Raw genomic sequence first — 16,741 nt, 5'->3', positions numbered from 1 at the left:
TTACCTCATGCAATTGAGCGAACAGGAACTACTGAGAAGACAAAAAAGAGAAGAGCTGATGGCTCTGGGAATAGATCCTTACCCGGCAGAAGGGTTTTCCACCAATACCACGATACGCGACATCCTGATGCACTGGAAACACAATAAGTTTGACTTCAAGGATGTGAGCGTGGCAGGCAGGCTGATGAGCTTCCGGATCATGGGCTCGGCCTCTTTTGCCGAAATCCAGGACGAAACCGCCCGTATACAGATCTACATCCGACGGGACGATATCTGCCCTGAAGAAGACAAAACCCTTTACAATACCGTATTCAAGAAGCTGCTCGACATCGGCGACATCATCGGCATCAACGGTTACTGCTTTGAAACCCAGACCGGCGAGATCTCCATTCATGTACGCTCGTTCAAGCTGCTTTCAAAGTCGCTGAAGCCCCTGCCCATTGTCAAGCGCGATGACGAAGGGAACATTTACGACGGCTTCACCGATCCGGAGCAACGGTTCCGCCAGCGCTATGTAGACCTGATCGTGAACCCCGAAAACCGGGAGATCTTTGTAAAACGCGCAAAGATCATCAGCACCATGCGGCAGATTTTCGACAATAAGGGCTGGCTGGAAGTGGAAACCCCGATTCTTCAGCCTATCCATGGCGGAGCGGCTGCAAGGCCTTTTGTTACCCATCATAATACCCTTGACATCCCCTTATACCTGCGGATAGCCAATGAGCTTTACCTCAAACGCCTGATCGTGGGAGGTTTCGACGGGGTTTACGAGTTCGGAAAGATGTTCCGGAACGAGGGTATGGACCGTACCCACAACCCGGAATATACGGCACTGGAATTTTATGTGGCCTACAAAGATTATACTTGGATGATGCAGTTTACGGAAGAGCTGCTGGAGAAGGTGGCCTTTGCGGTAAACGAAGACACGAAATTTACTTTCGGAGAAAATGTGATCGATTTCCAGGGACCTTATCCGAAGCTTTCCATTATTGAGGCTATTGAAAAGCATACCGGCATTAACGTAGACTCGGCTACCGAAGAAGAGCTGCGCACCCAATGCAAAGCATGGGGCATGGAAGTAGACGATACCATGGGGAAAGCCAAGCTGATTGATGAGATTTTCGGCGAGAAGGTGGAAGACCACCTGATCCAGCCTACGTTCATCATTGACTACCCGGTAGAAATGTCGCCACTTACCAAAAAGCACCGTTCGAAGCCCGGTCTGGTAGAGCGTTTTGAGCTGTTTGTTAACGGCAAAGAAATCGCTAATGCCTATTCCGAGCTGAATGACCCGCTGGATCAGCGGGAGCGTTTTGAAGAGCAGCTGCGGCTGGCCGAAAGAGGCGACGAAGAAGCCATGGCCCTGGACGAAGACTTTATCCGTGCCCTGGAATACGGTATGCCTCCCACGGCGGGTATCGGCATAGGAATTGACCGGCTGACCATGATGCTGACCAATAACGCCAGCATACAGGAGGTGTTGTTCTTCCCGCAGATGCGCCCGGAGAAAAAAGCGCCTGCCGTCAGTGAAGACGCCAAAGCGGTTCTTGACCTGCTGAATGCCAGCCCGGTGATAGCTTTGGAAGAGCTGAAGACCCAGACCGGTTTCAGCAATAAAAAATGGGATACGGCCATTAAGGAGCTGACCCGGAACGGCCTGGCCAAAGTAGAGAAAAACGGAGAAGGGCTCACCGTGAACCTGGTTTAGAATTGATTTGCATATAACGAAAACGGCATCGGTGACCCCGGTGCCGTTTTTGTTTTAGCGGCCGGTCAAACTGGCGCGACTCTGCCGGGAATGAAGCAGGCTTACTGGTTGAAAATCGGGTAGAGTTTAAAGCTTCTCTAACCGTTATGCCGGACATGTTTAAACCTATGCTTCGTTTTGAAACGATTTCAGGAGAAAAAGACTTGTACAAAGCATGGGTTTACGGAGGTGATGAACAGCAAAAACGCTCGTACGGCCATGTTATTCCCCGGAATAAATTCGGATTACCGGTTTAATTTTGACTCTCCGGAAACCGCAAACAGCACCTTTTTCCTGCTTAGCTAAAATATGTGTGCTATTGATTAATTTTATATATGGTTTCCATGAATTACCTTTATAACTTTGACCTATTGTATTATTTCAGAAATTATCCAAAAATATAAAACAAAAAATTCATGAGTAAGACAGCACTTTGGCATGGAATATATCCTGCGGTTTTGACTCCTTTCACCGCCAATGAGGAGATCGACTACGATATGTTTAAAAAGAACCTCCTGTTCCAGATCGATGCAGGAATCTCGGGGATCATCCTGGCCGGAACACTGGGAGAAGCCAGTACTTTAACCGCTGAGGAAAAGTTTGACCTGCTGACGTTTGCTAAAAGTGTAGTTCCCGAATCTTTCCCCGTGCTCCTGAACATTGCAGAGCAAACCACCCGTGAGGCCGTGGCCATTGCAAAAAAGGCAAAAGAGCTGGGTGCTGACGGCCTGATGCTGCTTCCGCCTATGCGGTACAAAGCTTCTGACCGCGAAGTGGTCACCTATTTCGGTGCCGTAGCCAGCGCCACAGACCTTCCTATACTGATTTACAATAACCCGGTAGACTACGGTATCCATGTGACGGTGGATATGTTTGCCGACCTGGAAAAATACCCGACCATCCAGGCCGTAAAAGAATCTACCCGTGATCTGACCAACGTAACCCGTATGATCAACCGCTTCGGGGATCGCTTCAGGATCCTGGGCGGAGTAGATACCATTTCACTCGAAACCCAGCTCATGGGAGCCGTGGGCTCAGTAGCCGGGCTGGTAGACGCCTTCCCTGCCGAGACCGTAGCCATCTACAAGCTGGCACAGGCCGGCAGGTTAAGCGAAGCCGTGGAAATTTACCGCTGGTTTATGCCCCTGCTTGAGCTGGATATCCACCCCAGGCTGGTACAATACATCAAGCTGGCTGCTACCGCTGAAGGCATCAGCAACGAATACGTGCGGGCTCCAAGGCTTACCCTGGAAGGCGAAGAAAGAGAACGAATTCTGAAAATTATTACAGATGCCCAGGCATCAAGACCCAAACTACCCGATTACAAAAATTTATAGTATGGCATCACTGGAAGAAATTAACACCATAGCCGGTCTTGCTCACGAGGCTTTTCTTGTACTCCGGAAAAGCAATTTTCGCCAGAGAGCGGCGCTGATGAACACGATAGCAGATGAAATTGAGGCCCTTGGCGATGAGCTGATCCAGGCGGCCCATGAAGAAACCCACCTGCCTGTGGCCCGGCTTACAGGCGAAAAAGGCCGTACCCTACTGCAATGGCGCAGCTACGGAGCTGCACTGGCATCGGGCAGCATCCTGGACGTACGCATTGATACAGCGCTAAATGAACGCACGCCGCCCCGTCCCGACATCCGGAAAACGTATGTGGGCATAGGCCCGGTGGTGGTGTTCGGTGCCAGTAACTTTCCCTTTGCCTTCTCAACGGCTGGTGGCGACACGGCATCGGCCATTGCAGCCGGCTGCCCCGTGATAGTAAAGGCCCATTCGGCCCATACCCGTACAGCCCGCATCATGGCCGAAGCCATCCGGAGAGGCGTAAAAAAGGCGGGATACCCCGAAGGAACCTTCAGCCAGGTCTTCAGCAGCTCACGCGAGGGTGCGCAGCTGCTGGTGAAACACCCCCTCGTAAAAGCAGTAGGCTTTACCGGCTCATACACCGGCGGAAAAGCACTTTTTGATATTGCCGGTCAGCGGCCGGAGCCTATTCCCGTTTTTGCCGAAATGGGAAGTGTAAACCCCGTTTTCGTGCTGCCTGAAAAAATAAAGAATGCCCCGGCAGAAGTAGCGCAGCAATATGCGGCCTCTCTTACCCTGGGTGTAGGGCAGTTCTGTACTAACCCCGGCATCATTATTATACCGGAAGGTCACAACGAATTCACCGACAGCCTGGTAGCTGCACTGGCACAGGTAGAGCCGTGCAAAATGCTGCACGAAGGCATCGCCGATTCGTATGTGCAGAACAAGGCCACGGTGAGCTCCCAGGAAAACGTTCAGGTATTGCTTGAGGCTTCTTCTTCCGAAAAAGGAACGGGAGCACCGTCTCTTGCCCTCACTACCGCCGGCGAATTCCTGGCTAACGATACCCTGCAGGAAGAAGTATTCGGTCCGTTCGGGCTGGTGGTTACCTACGCCAATACCGGACAGCTGGAAGATATAGCCCGGAAAATACACGGCCAGCTGACCTGCACCGTGCTGGGCGAGGAAGAAGAGATCAGGAACTACGAAGACCTGCTTCTGCTGATTACTGAAAAATGCGGCCGGCTGCTCTTCAACGGTTTCCCTACGGGAGTGGAAGTGGTTAGCGCCATGCACCACAGCGGGCCTTTCCCGGCCTGTACCGACAGCCGGTTTACCTCGGTGGGCCCCGATGCTATCCGCCGGTTTGCCCGCCCGGTGAGCTATCAGAATGTTCCTGACACCTATCTTCCCGATGAACTAAAGAACGCTAACCCGCTGGGACTTTACCGGCTGGTGAACGGGAAGGTTACACAGGAAGCGGTGGAGTAATGGTTAATGAAGCCCCGGAACTCACTACCTGAAACTATTTTATACCGAATGAAAAAAACATTTTCGTGCATTGATGCCCACACCTGTGGCAACCCCGTACGCCTGGTATCGGGAGGCGGGCCTTTCCTGGAAGGCAACAGCATGATGGAACGCCGCCTGCATTTCCTGAGGGAATACGACTGGATCCGGAAAGGGCTGATGTTTGAGCCCCGCGGGCACGACATGATGAGCGGCAGTATCCTGTACCCGCCGGTAGACCCGGCAAACGACGTGGCCGTATTGTATATTGAAACCAGCGGCTGCCTGCCCATGTGCGGCCACGGCACCATTGGTACCGTTACCATCGCCATTGAAGAAGGCCTGATTACCCCCAAAGTCCCCGGGAAGCTCCGCCTGGAAGCTCCGGCCGGGCTGGTGCTGATCGATTACGTGCAGGAGGGCAGCAAAGTGAAGTCGGTTAAGCTGACCAATGTCAAATCTTTCCTGGCAGCCGAAAACCTTACGGTAGAATGCCCCGATCTCGGCGAACTGACCGTAGACGTAGCTTATGGCGGGAACTTCTATGCCATCATTGACCCGCAAAAGAACTTCACCGGGCTGCAGGATTACCCGGCCGACCAGCTGATCAGCTGGAGCCGCGTACTCCGGAACCGCCTGAACGAGCAGTATACCTTTGTTCACCCCGAAGACGCCAACATCAACGGGCTGAGCCACATTCAATGGACAGGTGAAGTGCTGGACCCTACCTCCACGGCGCGGAATGCCGTATTTTACGGCGATAAGGCCATTGACCGCTCACCCTGCGGTACGGGAACCTCCGCCCGGATGGCCCAATGGCATGCCAAAGGCAAGCTGAAGCCGGGAGATTCGTTTATTCATGAAAGCATCATCGGCTCGCGCTTTACGGGCAGAATAGAAGCCGAGCATGCCAACGCTTTCGGAGACGGCAAGCCGGCCATTACTCCCAGCATTGAAGGCTGGGCCATCATTTACGGGTACAATACGATTTTTATAGACGATAATGACCCGTATGCGCACGGGTTCCAGGTAATATAAAACAGATTTAAAAATTATGAACGGTAGTGCACTGATCGTAGGGGGTGGAATTGCAGGATTGTCTTCGGCCTGGTACCTTAGAAAAACAGGCTGGGAAGTTTCGGTACTCGACAAAGGCGATTTTCTTGACAACTGCTCATACGGAAACGCAGGGATGATTGTGCCCAGCCATTTTACTCCCCTGGCAGCTCCGGGGATGATCTCGCAGGGCATCCGCTGGATGTTTAACAGCAGGAGCCCGTTTTATGTGAAACCCTCCCTTAGCCGTTCGTTGATCTCCTGGGGCGTGAAATTTATGCAGAACGCCAACGATAAGCACGTCACTACCTCGGCACCCTATCTTCGTGACCTCCATCTGTACAGCAGCTCCTTATACGATGAGCTTTTCCGTGACCTGGATGAGTCTTTCGGGCTGGAAAAGAAGGGGATCCTGATGATGTACAAGACGGCCCGTACGGAAGAAGAAGAAATTCACCTGGCCCATACCGCGCAGGAGCTGGGCCTGGATGTGGAAGTCTTGAGCAGGCAGCAGCTGGAAGCCATGGAACCCGATGTGAAGCTGGATGTGCTGGGAGCCGTGCACTACAGGTGCGACGGGCACCTCTATCCGCCGGCGCTGATGAACGCCCTGAAAAAGAAGCTGGAAACGGCAGGCGTGAAGTTTTACCCGCAGGAGGAGGTAGTAGATGTTGTCCGGGCTGATGGAAAGATCACCATGCTGGAAACCGGCAGCGGTAAAAAATTCTCGGCCGACCGCTATATCTTTGCCACCGGTGCCCTGCTCCAGGATACATCGCTTAAAGCGGGCCTCCGTGTTCCTGTTATGCCGGGAAAAGGTTATTCGTTTATGACCGGTGCTTTTGAAGGAAAAGTGAAGCACCCGGCCCTGCTGCTGGAAGCACGGGTAGCGCTGACCCCCATGAACGGACAGGTCAGGATTGGCGGCACAATGGAGCTGGCAGCCATCAACCACCGGATCAACAGGAACCGGGTGGAGGGAATTGTCCGGTCCATCCCCGACTATTACCCCGAATACCGGCTGCCCGTTCCGGAAGACCCGGCCATCTGGTACGGTTTCCGGCCCTGCTCTCCGGACGGTCTGCCCTACCTGGGTAATTCAGGAAAGCTGAAAAACCTGACCATAGCCGGCGGGCTCGGCATGATGGGTCTCAGCCTGGGGCCGGCCGTAGGCAAAACCGTAGCTGACCTGGTCAACGGCGGCCGTACCGGCACCGATATCCAGCTATTCAACCCCGATCGATTTAACTAACCTTTTATACTGTATGAAAAAAAATATCCTTACGGTGCTTGCGGGCATCCTGTTAGCTTCTGCTGTTCAGGGCCAGGATAAGCCAACGGCCGCCATGTACGAGCAGGCCAGCGAAACCTCGGGCCTGGTGGTTCAGTATACGAATGACGCCCGGGCCGTTAACTACTTCTATGGGGCCACTGCCGGCGGATACCGGAGCCTGGCCAACTCTCCTGATCAGCGCGACAGGATGATGGCCCTGAACCGCGAATACCTGCAGAAGCTGGCCAATACGGAATACAACACGATCAGTGTAGACGGCCAGGTAGATTACATCCTGCTGAAGCGGAAAATTGAAGAAACACAGAATGTGCTCACCAAAGAGGCTGCCCTCTATAAGGAAATTGAAAAATACCTGTCTTTTGCCCCTACCCTCTTTAACTACGAGAAGCTGCGGCGGCGCGGGGCTACCATGAACGGACAGGAGGTGGCTGCACAATTCAACCAGGTTTCCAAAGACCTGGAAAAGGTGAAAGCAGAGGTGGCCGCCGGCGGGAAGATCGCAGAAGCGAAAGCCAATTTTACGGCAGATATGATTGCTTCGCTCAAAGGCCGTCTGAAAAACTTTTATGACTTTTATAACGGATACGACCCGCTGTTTACCTGGTGGGTACCCACCACCTACAAAAAGCTTGACGAGCAGCTCACCGAATACGAAAAGCTGATCCGCTCGAAAAGCGATGCAAAACCCTCGGATGACGGTAGCGGTATCGGCGGACTTCCGATAGGCCGCGAGGAGCTGAACCGTCAGCTGAAAGTGGAAATGGTGGCCTACACGCCCGAAGAGCTGATCAGGCTGGCCGACCAGGAGTTTGCCTGGTGTGAAGCCGAAATTATCAAAGCCTCGCGCGAGATGGGCTTCGGCGATAACTGGAAAGCCGCCCAGGAAAAGGTAAAAAACAGCTATGTGCCGGCAGGTACCCAGCCCGAGCTCATCATTAAGCTCTACAACGACGCCCAGGAGTTTATCAAAGCCCACCAGCTGATCAATATTCCTCCTATTGCCGATGAAACCTGGGGCATGCAGATGATGAGCCCCGAGCGGCAGCTGGTAAGCCCGTTCTTTTTGGGAGGAAGAGACATCCTTATCTCTTACCCTACCAACACCATGGAACACGAGCACAAGATGATGAGCATGCGGGGCAACAACCCTTATTTCTCGCGCGGAACTGTGCAGCATGAGCTGGTACCGGGGCACCACCTGCAGTTTTATATGAACAGCCGCTACAGGCCCTACCGGCGTGAGGCCTTCTCCACACCTTTTTCTACGGAAGGCTGGACCCTCTACTGGGAACTGCTGCTTTATGAAAAAGGCTTTGCCAAAACCCCGGAAGAAAGGATCGGAATGCTGTTCTGGAGAATGCACCGCTGCGCCAGGATCACCTTCTCGCTCAAATATCACCTGGGCGAATGGACACCCCAGCAGTGCGTGGATTACCTGGTAGACCGCGTAGGACACGAGTATTCCAATGCCCATGCAGAAGTCAAGCGTTCATTTGAAGGAGGCTACCCGCCGCTTTACCAGCTGGCCTACCTGGTGGGAGGGCTTCAGCTGTTCAGCATAAAAAATGAATTCGTGGAATCAGGGAAGATGTCGTTTGCCGATTTTCATGACAAGGTGATCAAGCTGAACCACATGCCGATGGAAATGATCCGGGCATCGCTGCTGAACAAGCCTATCCCGAAAGATTATACGCCGAACTGGAAGTTTTATACGTTTAAAAAGTAAGAAATCTGTTCCCGTCTTCACTCGAACTCACAGGCAGAGCTGCTACCTGTGACATTAAGAGCTGCTACTTGTCAGGCCGGGCTTGTGCGGTCCGGCCTGACAAGAGGCATTACAGCCTCGTCTTTTAACTCTTTTTATGCTTTATACTGTTCTATGATCCGCTGAAGGGTTTTCAGCGTATTCAGGTTACTGAAGAAATCGTACAGCTGAACGTGCTTATCGTAATCCAGGGCAAGCGCTTCCTGGAGGTATTTGTAGGCCATATTAAAGCTGCCCTCATAGAGCAGGTAAACGGTAGCCCGGTAATAGAGGTCAGCCTCTTCAGGCAGGTCTTCCAGCCCGTCGGTTACGATCTCCAGCGCCCGGTTATAATCTTCGCCATCGAAATACAGCAGTGACCAGTTCAGCCAGATATCCGGGTCGATCGGGTTCAGCTCAACCGCCCTCCGGTAAGCCTCTTCTGCCGAAACCATGTTGCCGAACTTGCTCTCGTTATCGGCCAGCAGCAGCCAGTAATCGGAGTTAACCCCGTTCAGCTTGATGGCTTTCTTAATGAAATGAATGGCCTCCACGTAACGCTCCTGTTCATAGAGTACAGACGACATCCCGAACCAGGCTTCGTCGCTGTATTCATCGAGCTCTGACGCCCGTTTATAGCATTTGAAGGCATCTGAGAATTCTTCCAGCCGCTCATGCGAAGCGCCCAGGTGCACCAGCACCTCCGACGATTCCTCTTCCAGGTCAAGGGTGCGCTGAAAGCATTCTTTTGCCGATTCGTATTCTTCTATGCTCAGGTGAGACAGGCCCTGGTTGTACCATCCGCCGGGGAATGTATCGTTAATGGCCGTAACAAATCCGAACGCATCTTTGGCCTCCTCAAAGAGGCCGAGGTTGTTGTAGCACTGGCCAAGGGCAAACCAGGCCAGGTGGTTGTAAGGGTCTTTATCGATCAGTGCTTTGAAATACTCCACGCCTGATTCCAGCGCTGAAGCCAGCTCATAGCTGAAAACCAGCTCAGTATAAACAATCTCACTCTTGCTGTTCTCATCAATGGCCATCTGGAAAGATTCAATGGAATCTTCCAGCAGCCCTAAGCCCGACTGGGCCATGCCCAGCTGGAAATAGATATTTTCTTTTTCTTCCGAAATAGGAAGGATTTCCCGGAAAATCTCGATAGCCTTCTCATTTTCACCGGAATAAATATTGATCACTCCGCGAAAATACCGGACTTCGGTATCGGAAGGATAAAATACAGAGGCCTGGTCCAGGATTTCCGTGGCTTCATAAAGCTCCAGCCGGTTAATCAGCACCTGCACCTTATTCAGCATCATATCGAGTGAATTGGGATAGAGCCGGAGGCCGTAATTGCAGGCCTTTAAGGCCATTTCAAAATTCCCTTTAACGAGATAGTGCTCGGTCAGCGACTCAAAAACCTCCTCGCTGAATGCCGGAGACTCCTTCCGCTTCAACAGCAGCTCGAATCTCCTGGCCACCTCTTCAGGCGAAGTCTCGTTGTATTCTTCAAAAGGTTCGCTAAAATCCTGATTCATTCTATTCCCTCCAATGCTTGGTAAATGTAACAGCTTTTTTTAATTCCTGCAGGAATTTAAGCCTTTTTTAATTCTTTGCTTTCCAGAAATGTACAAACCCGGTCCAGGGTTTCATCCAATGTTCTGAATTCAAAGCCCAGGGTTTCCCGGATCTTCCCGTTCTTCTGAAGTATCTTTAATTGCGCCGTTTTGGCCGTTTCTTTGGTAATCAGCGGTGCTGCACCCGTCAGGAACGATTTCAACGCCTCCAGGCGCCATATAGCGCCCATCATGCCCGCACTTACCCTGAACCAGGGTTTTTTCTTCCCGAAGCGGTCTGCTATCCTGTCAAAAAATTCCTTGTAGGAAACCATCCCGGCCGATATGCAGAAACGTTCTTCCTGCGTGTCTGATTCCAGCAGGCGGATAAGGGCCGATGCCACATCCCTGACGTCGGTAAAGTTCAGAAAGCCTTCCGGGTAAAACGGTTTTTCGTCGTATACATATTTGAACAGCCGTGTGCTGCTCATCTCCCAGTCGCTCTCTCCGAGTATAATTGACGGGTTAACAATCACCATCTTCAGGCCTTCTGCAGCCCCCCGCCACACCTCGCATTCGCCCAGGTATTTGGTGATGGCATAATGCGAGTTGGTCTCCGAAGCTATCCACTTCTGCTCCTCGTCGATCTCCACACGGTCGGCTTTCTTCATCTCACTTAAGGGTGGCCGCCCGAAAGCCGCTATAGAGCTTACATAGCCCAGCTTTTTTATCCCGGCAGAAAGACAGGCATTGACCACGTTGGCCGTTCCTTCCACGTTGGTCTTGTACATCCGGTTCCGGTCTTTGGGAGCAAAAGATACGATAGCCGCCGCATGAATTACATAGTCCATGCCCTGCATCTGCTCTTCAAGCACGGTAACATCGAGGATATCTCCCTGAACATATTCAATATCCGGATGATGCAGCTTTACGTTTTCGGGGGTTCTTACCAATGCCCTGATTTTGTACCCTCTCTCCAACAGCTGACGGGCCACCTCGCTTCCCAACAAACCCGTTATACCGGTAAGAAATACGTTCATAAGTAGATTTTTATACAAAAGTAACGCAAATTATCTGCTTTTTCAGGGTATCCGTAAAAAATAAGCCCCTGTTGCGTACCCACTCCTTACCGGAGGTACAGGTTACGCAACAGGAGTTAAAATGCAGACCGGAAGCCGTTTAAAAATTCAGGCAGCTCCTGATCTTCCGGCTTATTTCGCTACGGCAGTAAGATCTATACCTACTTCAAAATCTTTGCTGATACCCCACTCGGCCGGGTCGGCATCGGTAACCCCGAATTTCAGTCCCCATGCTGTACGGTCTACTGTAAACCGGGCTTCTACGCGGGCTGTTCCGTCACCTACCGATATCCGTGCCGGGAAGGTCACGTTGATGGTATTTCCTTTCAGGGTCAGGTTTCCGCTGACCATTTTGTTGGCACCTTCTACCACACTCTTGTCTTTGGCAGGATCAAAATCTGTAATACCAGTGATCTCAAACGTTCCTGCAGGGAACTCCGCCACATCAAAGAAGTCAGCACTCTTCAGGTGATTCTGCAGATCAATGGCTTTCTTGTCTTTTTCCGTTACTGAAGCAGGATCCACCGTAAGTGTGTTCAGGTCGATGGTAAATTTTCCGGAAGTGATGTTGTCATCTGCCACGGTAAGCTCGCCGGCAGAAAGCTTCAGGGTTCCCCATCTCGGCGCAAATCCGCCTTTATGGAACGCTTTCCATTCTACCTGGCTTGACTGAAGATCTGCCGGATAGGCATGTCCTTCTGAAACAGCTACTTCTTCTGCCTCAGAGGTCTCCGCAGAGTCTGAGTTAGTGTTTTTACATGATGCAGCTCCAATAAGCACTGCAAGAGCTAAAACGGTTACTTTTTTCATCTTTTAACGTGTATTTTTTTGTTAATTGATGTAGTAACATTAATTGTTAATGTAAAAGTTTCTGAAAGACCTTAAAATTTGCTTAAAATTATAAACACCTTACTGAAACCGGCTCCCACTATGCACTACTGTTGATCCACGAATCCAAACAGTGCTTTAAGTGTGTTCATGCCAATAAACATTTTTTCGCTGTCTGGTAATTTTCTGAAATCATATTTTTCATAAAACATTTCAGCTTCCTGGTCTGTCGGGTCTACAACTACCGCAAAAGACCCTATGCTCTGTGATGCTTCATAACTTCTTTTAAGGGCATCTATCAACAGGATCTTTCCAATCCCTTTCCCTTGATATTCCTGGTCTATTGCCAACCTTCCAAGTAAAGTAACCGGTATGGAAGTATAGGATTTGGGTAATTTCTTTTGAATGTGTTCAGGTAAGCTATTTAGAGGAATACTATTATTTGAAAGTGTATAATAGCCCATAAGGGTATGGGCATATGCCAGGACAAAACACGCAGACCACCTTCTCGTGGCATCCTGATCCGCCTGGTTTTTCAGGTAATTATTTAAAAGTTCTTTTCCGCAGTCAAAATCGTTCCTGTTGTGCTTCTTATTCAGTAGTTCAATCATTGAGAGTTGGTGATAAAAGTGTTATAATCCTCAAAAGCCTTTTTCAATGTTTCAGAGGATTTCTTTGTATTAGTAATAGCATCAAAAAAGATTTCTGCATCTCTTTCTGAAGCTATTATCTGTTCTTTTTCCCTGATTATTTCTTTGGCCTTTTCCTGAACGGTCAGCATAACAAAATCAGTCAGGCTTCTGAAACCTCCTAAATAAGCTGCTCTTTCAAAAAACTGTTTTTGTTCTTTTGAAAGTCTTGCATCAAACCGCGCCTGTTCTTTTGCTATTGTATTCATATAATTCAACTTCTTTTTACAAATGTACGTAAAAAATCTGTACAAATCACTATTATGTGCAAACCAATTACAACCCTCGTAAAATATCCCTATCTTTGAACAGTCCAATATTTATTTCATGAACAAACACTTTAATTACGGCGAAGACCACCTGACCGTAGAAATCACATTGGGTTTAGCCCGGGGTACGGTAAAAGGGGTCTTATCGGAAAACACGCTGAAAAAAATCAAAAAATCACAGGCCGATGTGCAGGAAATTGTGGCCAGCCAGAGAACCGTTTACGGTGTAAATACGGGCTTCGGCATCCTGGCCAACAAAAGTATTTCGGAAGAAGACACCCGTACATTGCAATACAAAATCCTGCAATCGCACAGTGTGGGGGTAGGCGACAATATTCCCCCCGAAATTGCCAAAATCATGCTCATCACCAAGCTCCACGCCCTGGCCAGGGGGTATTCGGGTGTGCAGCTGACCACGCTGGAACGTATTTTGTGGCACATCGAAAACAATGTCATACCGGTTGTCCCCGAGAAAGGAAGCGTAGGTGCCAGCGGTGACCTGGCCCCCCTTTCCCACCTGTTCCTACCCCTGATCGGCCTGGGAGAAGTAGAATACCGGGGTGAAATAACGGCTACTTCACGGGTGCTGGAAAGAACCGGGCTTGAACCGGTTCAGCTGGGCCCGAAAGAAGGCCTGGCCCTCATTAACGGCACCCAGTTTATCCTGAGCTATGCCGTGAAATGCGTGGAACGTTTCTTCAACTGTCTCGAGATCGCTGACGTGATCGGCGCCATGAGCCTCGAATCGCTACAGGGCACCAAGGCTCCTTTTGACGCCCGGCTGCATGAGCTCCGTCCCTTTGCCGGCAACCAGCTGGTGGCCCAGCGGTTACGGGTCCTCCTCCGCGACTCCGAGATCATGGAGAGCCATGTAGACTGCGAACGGGTACAGGACCCCTACAGCCTGCGCTGTATGCCGCAGGTGCACGGAGCGGCCCGGAATGCCTGGCTGCACCTGAAAGAGCTCACCGAAACCGAGCTGAATTCCGTTACCGACAACCCCATCATTTTTAGCAGCAATGACACCATCAGCGGGGGCAATTTCCACGGCCAGCCCATGGCGCTGCCCTTAGATTACGCCTGCTTTGCCGCCGCCGAACTGGGCAATATCTCCGACCGGCGCTGCTACCTCCTGCTGGAAGGGAAATTCGGGCTGCCCATGCTGCTCATGAACGATGTAGGCCTGAACTCCGGCTTCATGATCCCGCAATACACCACCGCGGCCCTGGTGACCGAGAACAAAACGCTCTGCTTTCCGGCCTCGGCCGACAGCGTACCCACCTCACTGGGCCAGGAAGACCACGTATCGATGGGCAGCATCAGCGGACGGAAGCTCTACAAAATACTGGATAACCTGGAGTACATCCTGGCCATTGAGCTGATGAGCGCCTGCCAGGCCATTGAGTTCAGGAGACCGCTGAAAAGCTCGGTCCTCCTGGAAGAGGCCCATGAGTTTGTACGCAGGAAGGTTTCTTTTGCCAAAGAAGACCGCATTTTTGCGGAAGATATCAAAGAGATCAAACGAATGGTGCAGGACTACTCCTTCGTCAAAAACATGAAAGAAGCAGCCCGTGCCCAGCAAACCGAACTGAATCAAAACTATTCAACATTTACCATCAACCTATGACAGCAGAACAGTTTATTGCCCGGTACGCAGCACATCCGGTGTATAAGGCCCCTACAGGCACCCGCCTCCATGCCCGGTCGTGGCAAACCGAGGCCCCTTTACGCATGCTTCTCAACAACCTGGACGCGGAAGTTGCAGAAAACCCCGATGAGCTGGTCGTATATGGCGGCATCGGGCAAGCTGCGCGCAACCGCGAAGCATTGGTCAGCATCATCAGATACCTGTACGAGCTGGACGAAGACCATTCGCTCCTGGTGCAAAGCGGCAAGCCTGTGGGGGTGGTACGCACCCATCCGCAGGCGCCGCGTGTGCTCATTGCCAATTCCAACCTGGTACCCAAATGGGCCACCTGGGAGCATTTTTATGAGCTGCGGGAAAAAGGGCTGATGATGTACGGACAAATGACCGCCGGCTCGTGGATCTACATCGGTTCACAGGGCATTGTGCAGGGCACCTATGAAACCTTTGTGGAATGCGGCCGGCAGCATTTCGGCGGAGATCTGAAAGGCAGGCTGCTGGTCACCGCCGGCCTGGGCGGTATGGGCGGTGCTCAGCCCCTGGCCGCCAGCATGGCCGGAGCCACCAGCCTCTCGGCCGACATCAATCCTGCCAGCATTCAGAAAAGGCTGGATACCCGTTACCTCGACATCCGGGCCAGTACATACGAAGAGGGCCGCGACCTGGCCCTGAAGTACAAAGCAGAAGGAAAAGCCGTTTCCATAGGCATTGAAATGGATGCCGGGGATTTCCTGCAACGCCTCCTCGAAGACGGGATAACCCCGGATATTCTTACCGACCAGACCTCGGCCCACGACCCGGTGAACGGGTACGTGCCGCACGGCATGCCGCTGCAGGAAGCCCAGAAGCTTCGGAAAGAAAACCCCGCCCGGTACCAGGAGCTGGCCATTCAGAGCATGGCACGCCATGTTAGCCTGATGCTCGAACTGCAGAAAAAAGGAGCCGTAACCTTTGACTATGGCAACAATATCCGCGCATTTGCCCAACAGGGCGGAGTGAAGAATGCCTTTGATTTCCCAGGGTTTTCACCGGCCTATATCCGGCCGCTCTTCTGTGAAGGCAAAGGGCCCTTCCGCTGGGTGGCACTTAGCGGTGACCCCGAAGATATTTACAAAACCGACCAGGCCCTGCTGGAGCTTTTCCCCGAAAACGAAGGACTGAAAACCTGGCTCACCCAGGCGCGGGAAAGGATCGCGTTCCAGGGTTTACCCGCCCGTATCTGCTGGCTTGGCCTGGGAGAAAGAGAAAAAGCTGGGCTCAGGTTCAATGAAATGGTTCGCAACGGTGAGCTGAAAGCGCCTGTGGTAATAGGTCGTGACCACCTCGACTGCGGCAGCGTGGCCTCGCCTAACCGCGAAACCGAAGCCATGAAAGACGGCTCAGACGCCGTGAGCGACTGGGCCCTGCTGAACCTGCTCAGCAATACCTCCGGCGGTGCCACCTGGGTGAGCTTTCACCACGGCGGCGGCGTGGGCATGGGCTACTCGCAGCATGCGGGAATGGTGGTGCTGGCCGACGGTACCGACCGCGCCGGAGAATGCCTCCGCCGGGTGCTCTTCAACGACCCCGCCATGGGAGTCTACCGGCACGCAGACGCGGGCTACGGAAAGGCACTGGAAGTAAAGGAGACGTTCAGGCTAAGTTGAGGGGCTTGCCAAGCCTCCTGAACTTCCCGGAAGTTACACTTACCTTAGTCCTGAACGCCGTTCAGAGAGCAAAGGAAGCGCGGGGGCGTGGCTGCCTGCCGGGACTTCACCCGTCTCCCGCGGACTTCGTTCACCAGTTTCCGCGGACTTCGTCCAACGGATACGGTAGTGCAACTCCTACGGAGTTGGTTGGGAGTACTTCAACTTTTGCCCCAGGTTCCGCGGACTTCGTCCAGCGGATACGGTAGTACAACTCCTACGGAGTTGGTTGGGGACACTTCAACTTTTGCACCCAGTTTCCGCGGAGTCCGTCCAGCGGATACGGTAGTACAACTCCTACGGAGTTGGTTGGGGGACACTTCAACTTTTGC

Annotated in this window: 14 protein-coding genes; 9 read left to right on the top strand and 5 right to left on the bottom strand. The window is 52.0% G+C overall.

What is annotated here, in order from left to right; all coding sequences use genetic code 11:
* Positions 1-7: 7 nt before the first annotated feature.
* From lysS to AB2U10_RS06090, 7 genes are all read left to right on the top strand, one after another.
* Complete coding sequence (lysS, locus tag AB2U10_RS06120; RefSeq protein WP_367913464.1) at positions 8-1,708, top strand: lysine--tRNA ligase; 1,701 nt, start codon at positions 8-10, stop codon at positions 1,706-1,708.
* Between the two features lie 167 nt (positions 1,709-1,875).
* The gene (locus tag AB2U10_RS06115) at positions 1,876-2,004 is read left to right on the top strand and encodes a hypothetical protein (protein WP_367913463.1); all 129 of its coding nucleotides are present in this window, start codon (positions 1,876-1,878) and stop codon (positions 2,002-2,004) included.
* 159 nt (positions 2,005-2,163) lie between these two features.
* Positions 2,164-3,084, top strand: a complete 921-nt coding sequence (locus tag AB2U10_RS06110) for a dihydrodipicolinate synthase family protein (RefSeq protein ID WP_367913462.1) — start codon at positions 2,164-2,166, stop codon at positions 3,082-3,084.
* A 1-nt stretch (position 3,085) separates the two neighbouring features.
* Positions 3,086-4,552, top strand: a complete 1,467-nt coding sequence (locus AB2U10_RS06105) for an aldehyde dehydrogenase (NADP(+)) (RefSeq protein WP_367913461.1) — start codon at positions 3,086-3,088, stop codon at positions 4,550-4,552.
* A gap of 48 nt (positions 4,553-4,600) precedes the next feature.
* Positions 4,601-5,608 (top strand): 4-hydroxyproline epimerase, encoded by a 1,008-nt coding sequence (locus AB2U10_RS06100; RefSeq protein WP_367913460.1) that lies wholly within the window; start codon positions 4,601-4,603, stop codon positions 5,606-5,608.
* 16 nt (positions 5,609-5,624) lie between these two features.
* Positions 5,625-6,878: an NAD(P)/FAD-dependent oxidoreductase gene (locus tag AB2U10_RS06095; RefSeq protein WP_367913459.1), complete on the top strand. Its 1,254-nt coding sequence runs from the start codon at positions 5,625-5,627 to the stop codon at positions 6,876-6,878.
* Positions 6,879-6,891: 13 nt separating this feature from the next.
* On the top strand, positions 6,892-8,646 hold the full coding sequence (locus AB2U10_RS06090; RefSeq protein WP_367913458.1) for a DUF885 family protein: 1,755 nt from the start codon (positions 6,892-6,894) through the stop codon (positions 8,644-8,646).
* Between the two features lie 134 nt (positions 8,647-8,780).
* Here the strand turns inward: AB2U10_RS06090 and AB2U10_RS06085 are convergent, their stop codons facing one another.
* The 5 genes from AB2U10_RS06085 to AB2U10_RS06065 form a co-directional block, all read right to left on the bottom strand.
* Complete coding sequence (locus tag AB2U10_RS06085) at positions 8,781-10,196, bottom strand: tetratricopeptide repeat protein (protein WP_367913457.1); 1,416 nt, start codon at positions 10,194-10,196, stop codon at positions 8,781-8,783.
* Positions 10,197-10,252: 56 nt separating this feature from the next.
* Positions 10,253-11,254 (bottom strand): NAD-dependent epimerase/dehydratase family protein, encoded by a 1,002-nt coding sequence (locus AB2U10_RS06080; RefSeq protein ID WP_367913456.1) that lies wholly within the window; start codon positions 11,252-11,254, stop codon positions 10,253-10,255.
* Positions 11,255-11,425: 171 nt separating this feature from the next.
* On the bottom strand, positions 11,426-12,103 hold the full coding sequence (locus AB2U10_RS06075) for a YceI family protein (protein WP_367913455.1): 678 nt from the start codon (positions 12,101-12,103) through the stop codon (positions 11,426-11,428).
* 125 nt (positions 12,104-12,228) lie between these two features.
* Positions 12,229-12,732: a GNAT family N-acetyltransferase gene (locus AB2U10_RS06070; RefSeq protein WP_367913454.1), complete on the bottom strand. Its 504-nt coding sequence runs from the start codon at positions 12,730-12,732 to the stop codon at positions 12,229-12,231.
* Positions 12,729-13,019 (bottom strand): type II toxin-antitoxin system TacA family antitoxin, encoded by a 291-nt coding sequence (locus AB2U10_RS06065; RefSeq protein WP_367913453.1) that lies wholly within the window; start codon positions 13,017-13,019, stop codon positions 12,729-12,731. Before AB2U10_RS06065 ends, AB2U10_RS06070 begins: the two co-directional genes overlap by 4 nt.
* Before the next feature lie 118 nt (positions 13,020-13,137).
* Here AB2U10_RS06065 and hutH point away from each other — a divergent pair, with 118 nt between their 5' ends.
* Together hutH and hutU are read left to right on the top strand one after the other, a co-directional pair.
* A complete protein-coding gene (hutH, locus tag AB2U10_RS06060; protein WP_367913452.1) occupies positions 13,138-14,706 on the top strand; it encodes a histidine ammonia-lyase in 1,569 nt (522 codons plus the stop codon).
* Entirely contained in the window at positions 14,703-16,370 is a 1,668-nt protein-coding gene (gene hutU, locus AB2U10_RS06055; protein WP_367913451.1) for a urocanate hydratase, read from the top strand. Before hutH ends, hutU begins: the two co-directional genes overlap by 4 nt.
* Positions 16,371-16,741: the final 371 nt, after the last annotated feature.

The sequence above is a fragment of the Leadbetterella sp. DM7 genome, assembly GCF_040829825.2.
Lineage (GTDB): Bacteria > Bacteroidota > Bacteroidia > Cytophagales > Spirosomataceae > Leadbetterella.
Note: the sequence above shows the minus strand (reverse complement) of the source record. Positions and strands in the feature narration are given on the sequence as shown.

What these genes read in the sequence shown, in the direction of transcription:
- lysS (WP_367913464.1), top strand. Translation starts at nt 8, where the DNA reads ATGCAATTGAGCGAACAGGAACTACTGAGAAGACAAAAAAGAGAAGAG.
- AB2U10_RS06115 (WP_367913463.1), top strand. Translation starts at nt 1,876, where the DNA reads ATGCTTCGTTTTGAAACGATTTCAGGAGAAAAAGACTTGTACAAAGCA.
- AB2U10_RS06110 (WP_367913462.1), top strand. Translation starts at nt 2,164, where the DNA reads ATGAGTAAGACAGCACTTTGGCATGGAATATATCCTGCGGTTTTGACT.
- AB2U10_RS06105 (WP_367913461.1), top strand. Translation starts at nt 3,086, where the DNA reads ATGGCATCACTGGAAGAAATTAACACCATAGCCGGTCTTGCTCACGAG.
- AB2U10_RS06100 (WP_367913460.1), top strand. Translation starts at nt 4,601, where the DNA reads ATGAAAAAAACATTTTCGTGCATTGATGCCCACACCTGTGGCAACCCC.
- AB2U10_RS06095 (WP_367913459.1), top strand. Translation starts at nt 5,625, where the DNA reads ATGAACGGTAGTGCACTGATCGTAGGGGGTGGAATTGCAGGATTGTCT.
- AB2U10_RS06090 (WP_367913458.1), top strand. Translation starts at nt 6,892, where the DNA reads ATGAAAAAAAATATCCTTACGGTGCTTGCGGGCATCCTGTTAGCTTCT.
- AB2U10_RS06085 (WP_367913457.1), bottom strand. Translation starts at nt 10,196, where the DNA reads ATGAATCAGGATTTTAGCGAACCTTTTGAAGAATACAACGAGACTTCG.
- AB2U10_RS06080 (WP_367913456.1), bottom strand. Translation starts at nt 11,254, where the DNA reads ATGAACGTATTTCTTACCGGTATAACGGGTTTGTTGGGAAGCGAGGTG.
- AB2U10_RS06075 (WP_367913455.1), bottom strand. Translation starts at nt 12,103, where the DNA reads ATGAAAAAAGTAACCGTTTTAGCTCTTGCAGTGCTTATTGGAGCTGCA.
- AB2U10_RS06070 (WP_367913454.1), bottom strand. Translation starts at nt 12,732, where the DNA reads ATGATTGAACTACTGAATAAGAAGCACAACAGGAACGATTTTGACTGC.
- AB2U10_RS06065 (WP_367913453.1), bottom strand. Translation starts at nt 13,019, where the DNA reads ATGAATACAATAGCAAAAGAACAGGCGCGGTTTGATGCAAGACTTTCA.
- hutH (WP_367913452.1), top strand. Translation starts at nt 13,138, where the DNA reads ATGAACAAACACTTTAATTACGGCGAAGACCACCTGACCGTAGAAATC.
- hutU (WP_367913451.1), top strand. Translation starts at nt 14,703, where the DNA reads ATGACAGCAGAACAGTTTATTGCCCGGTACGCAGCACATCCGGTGTAT.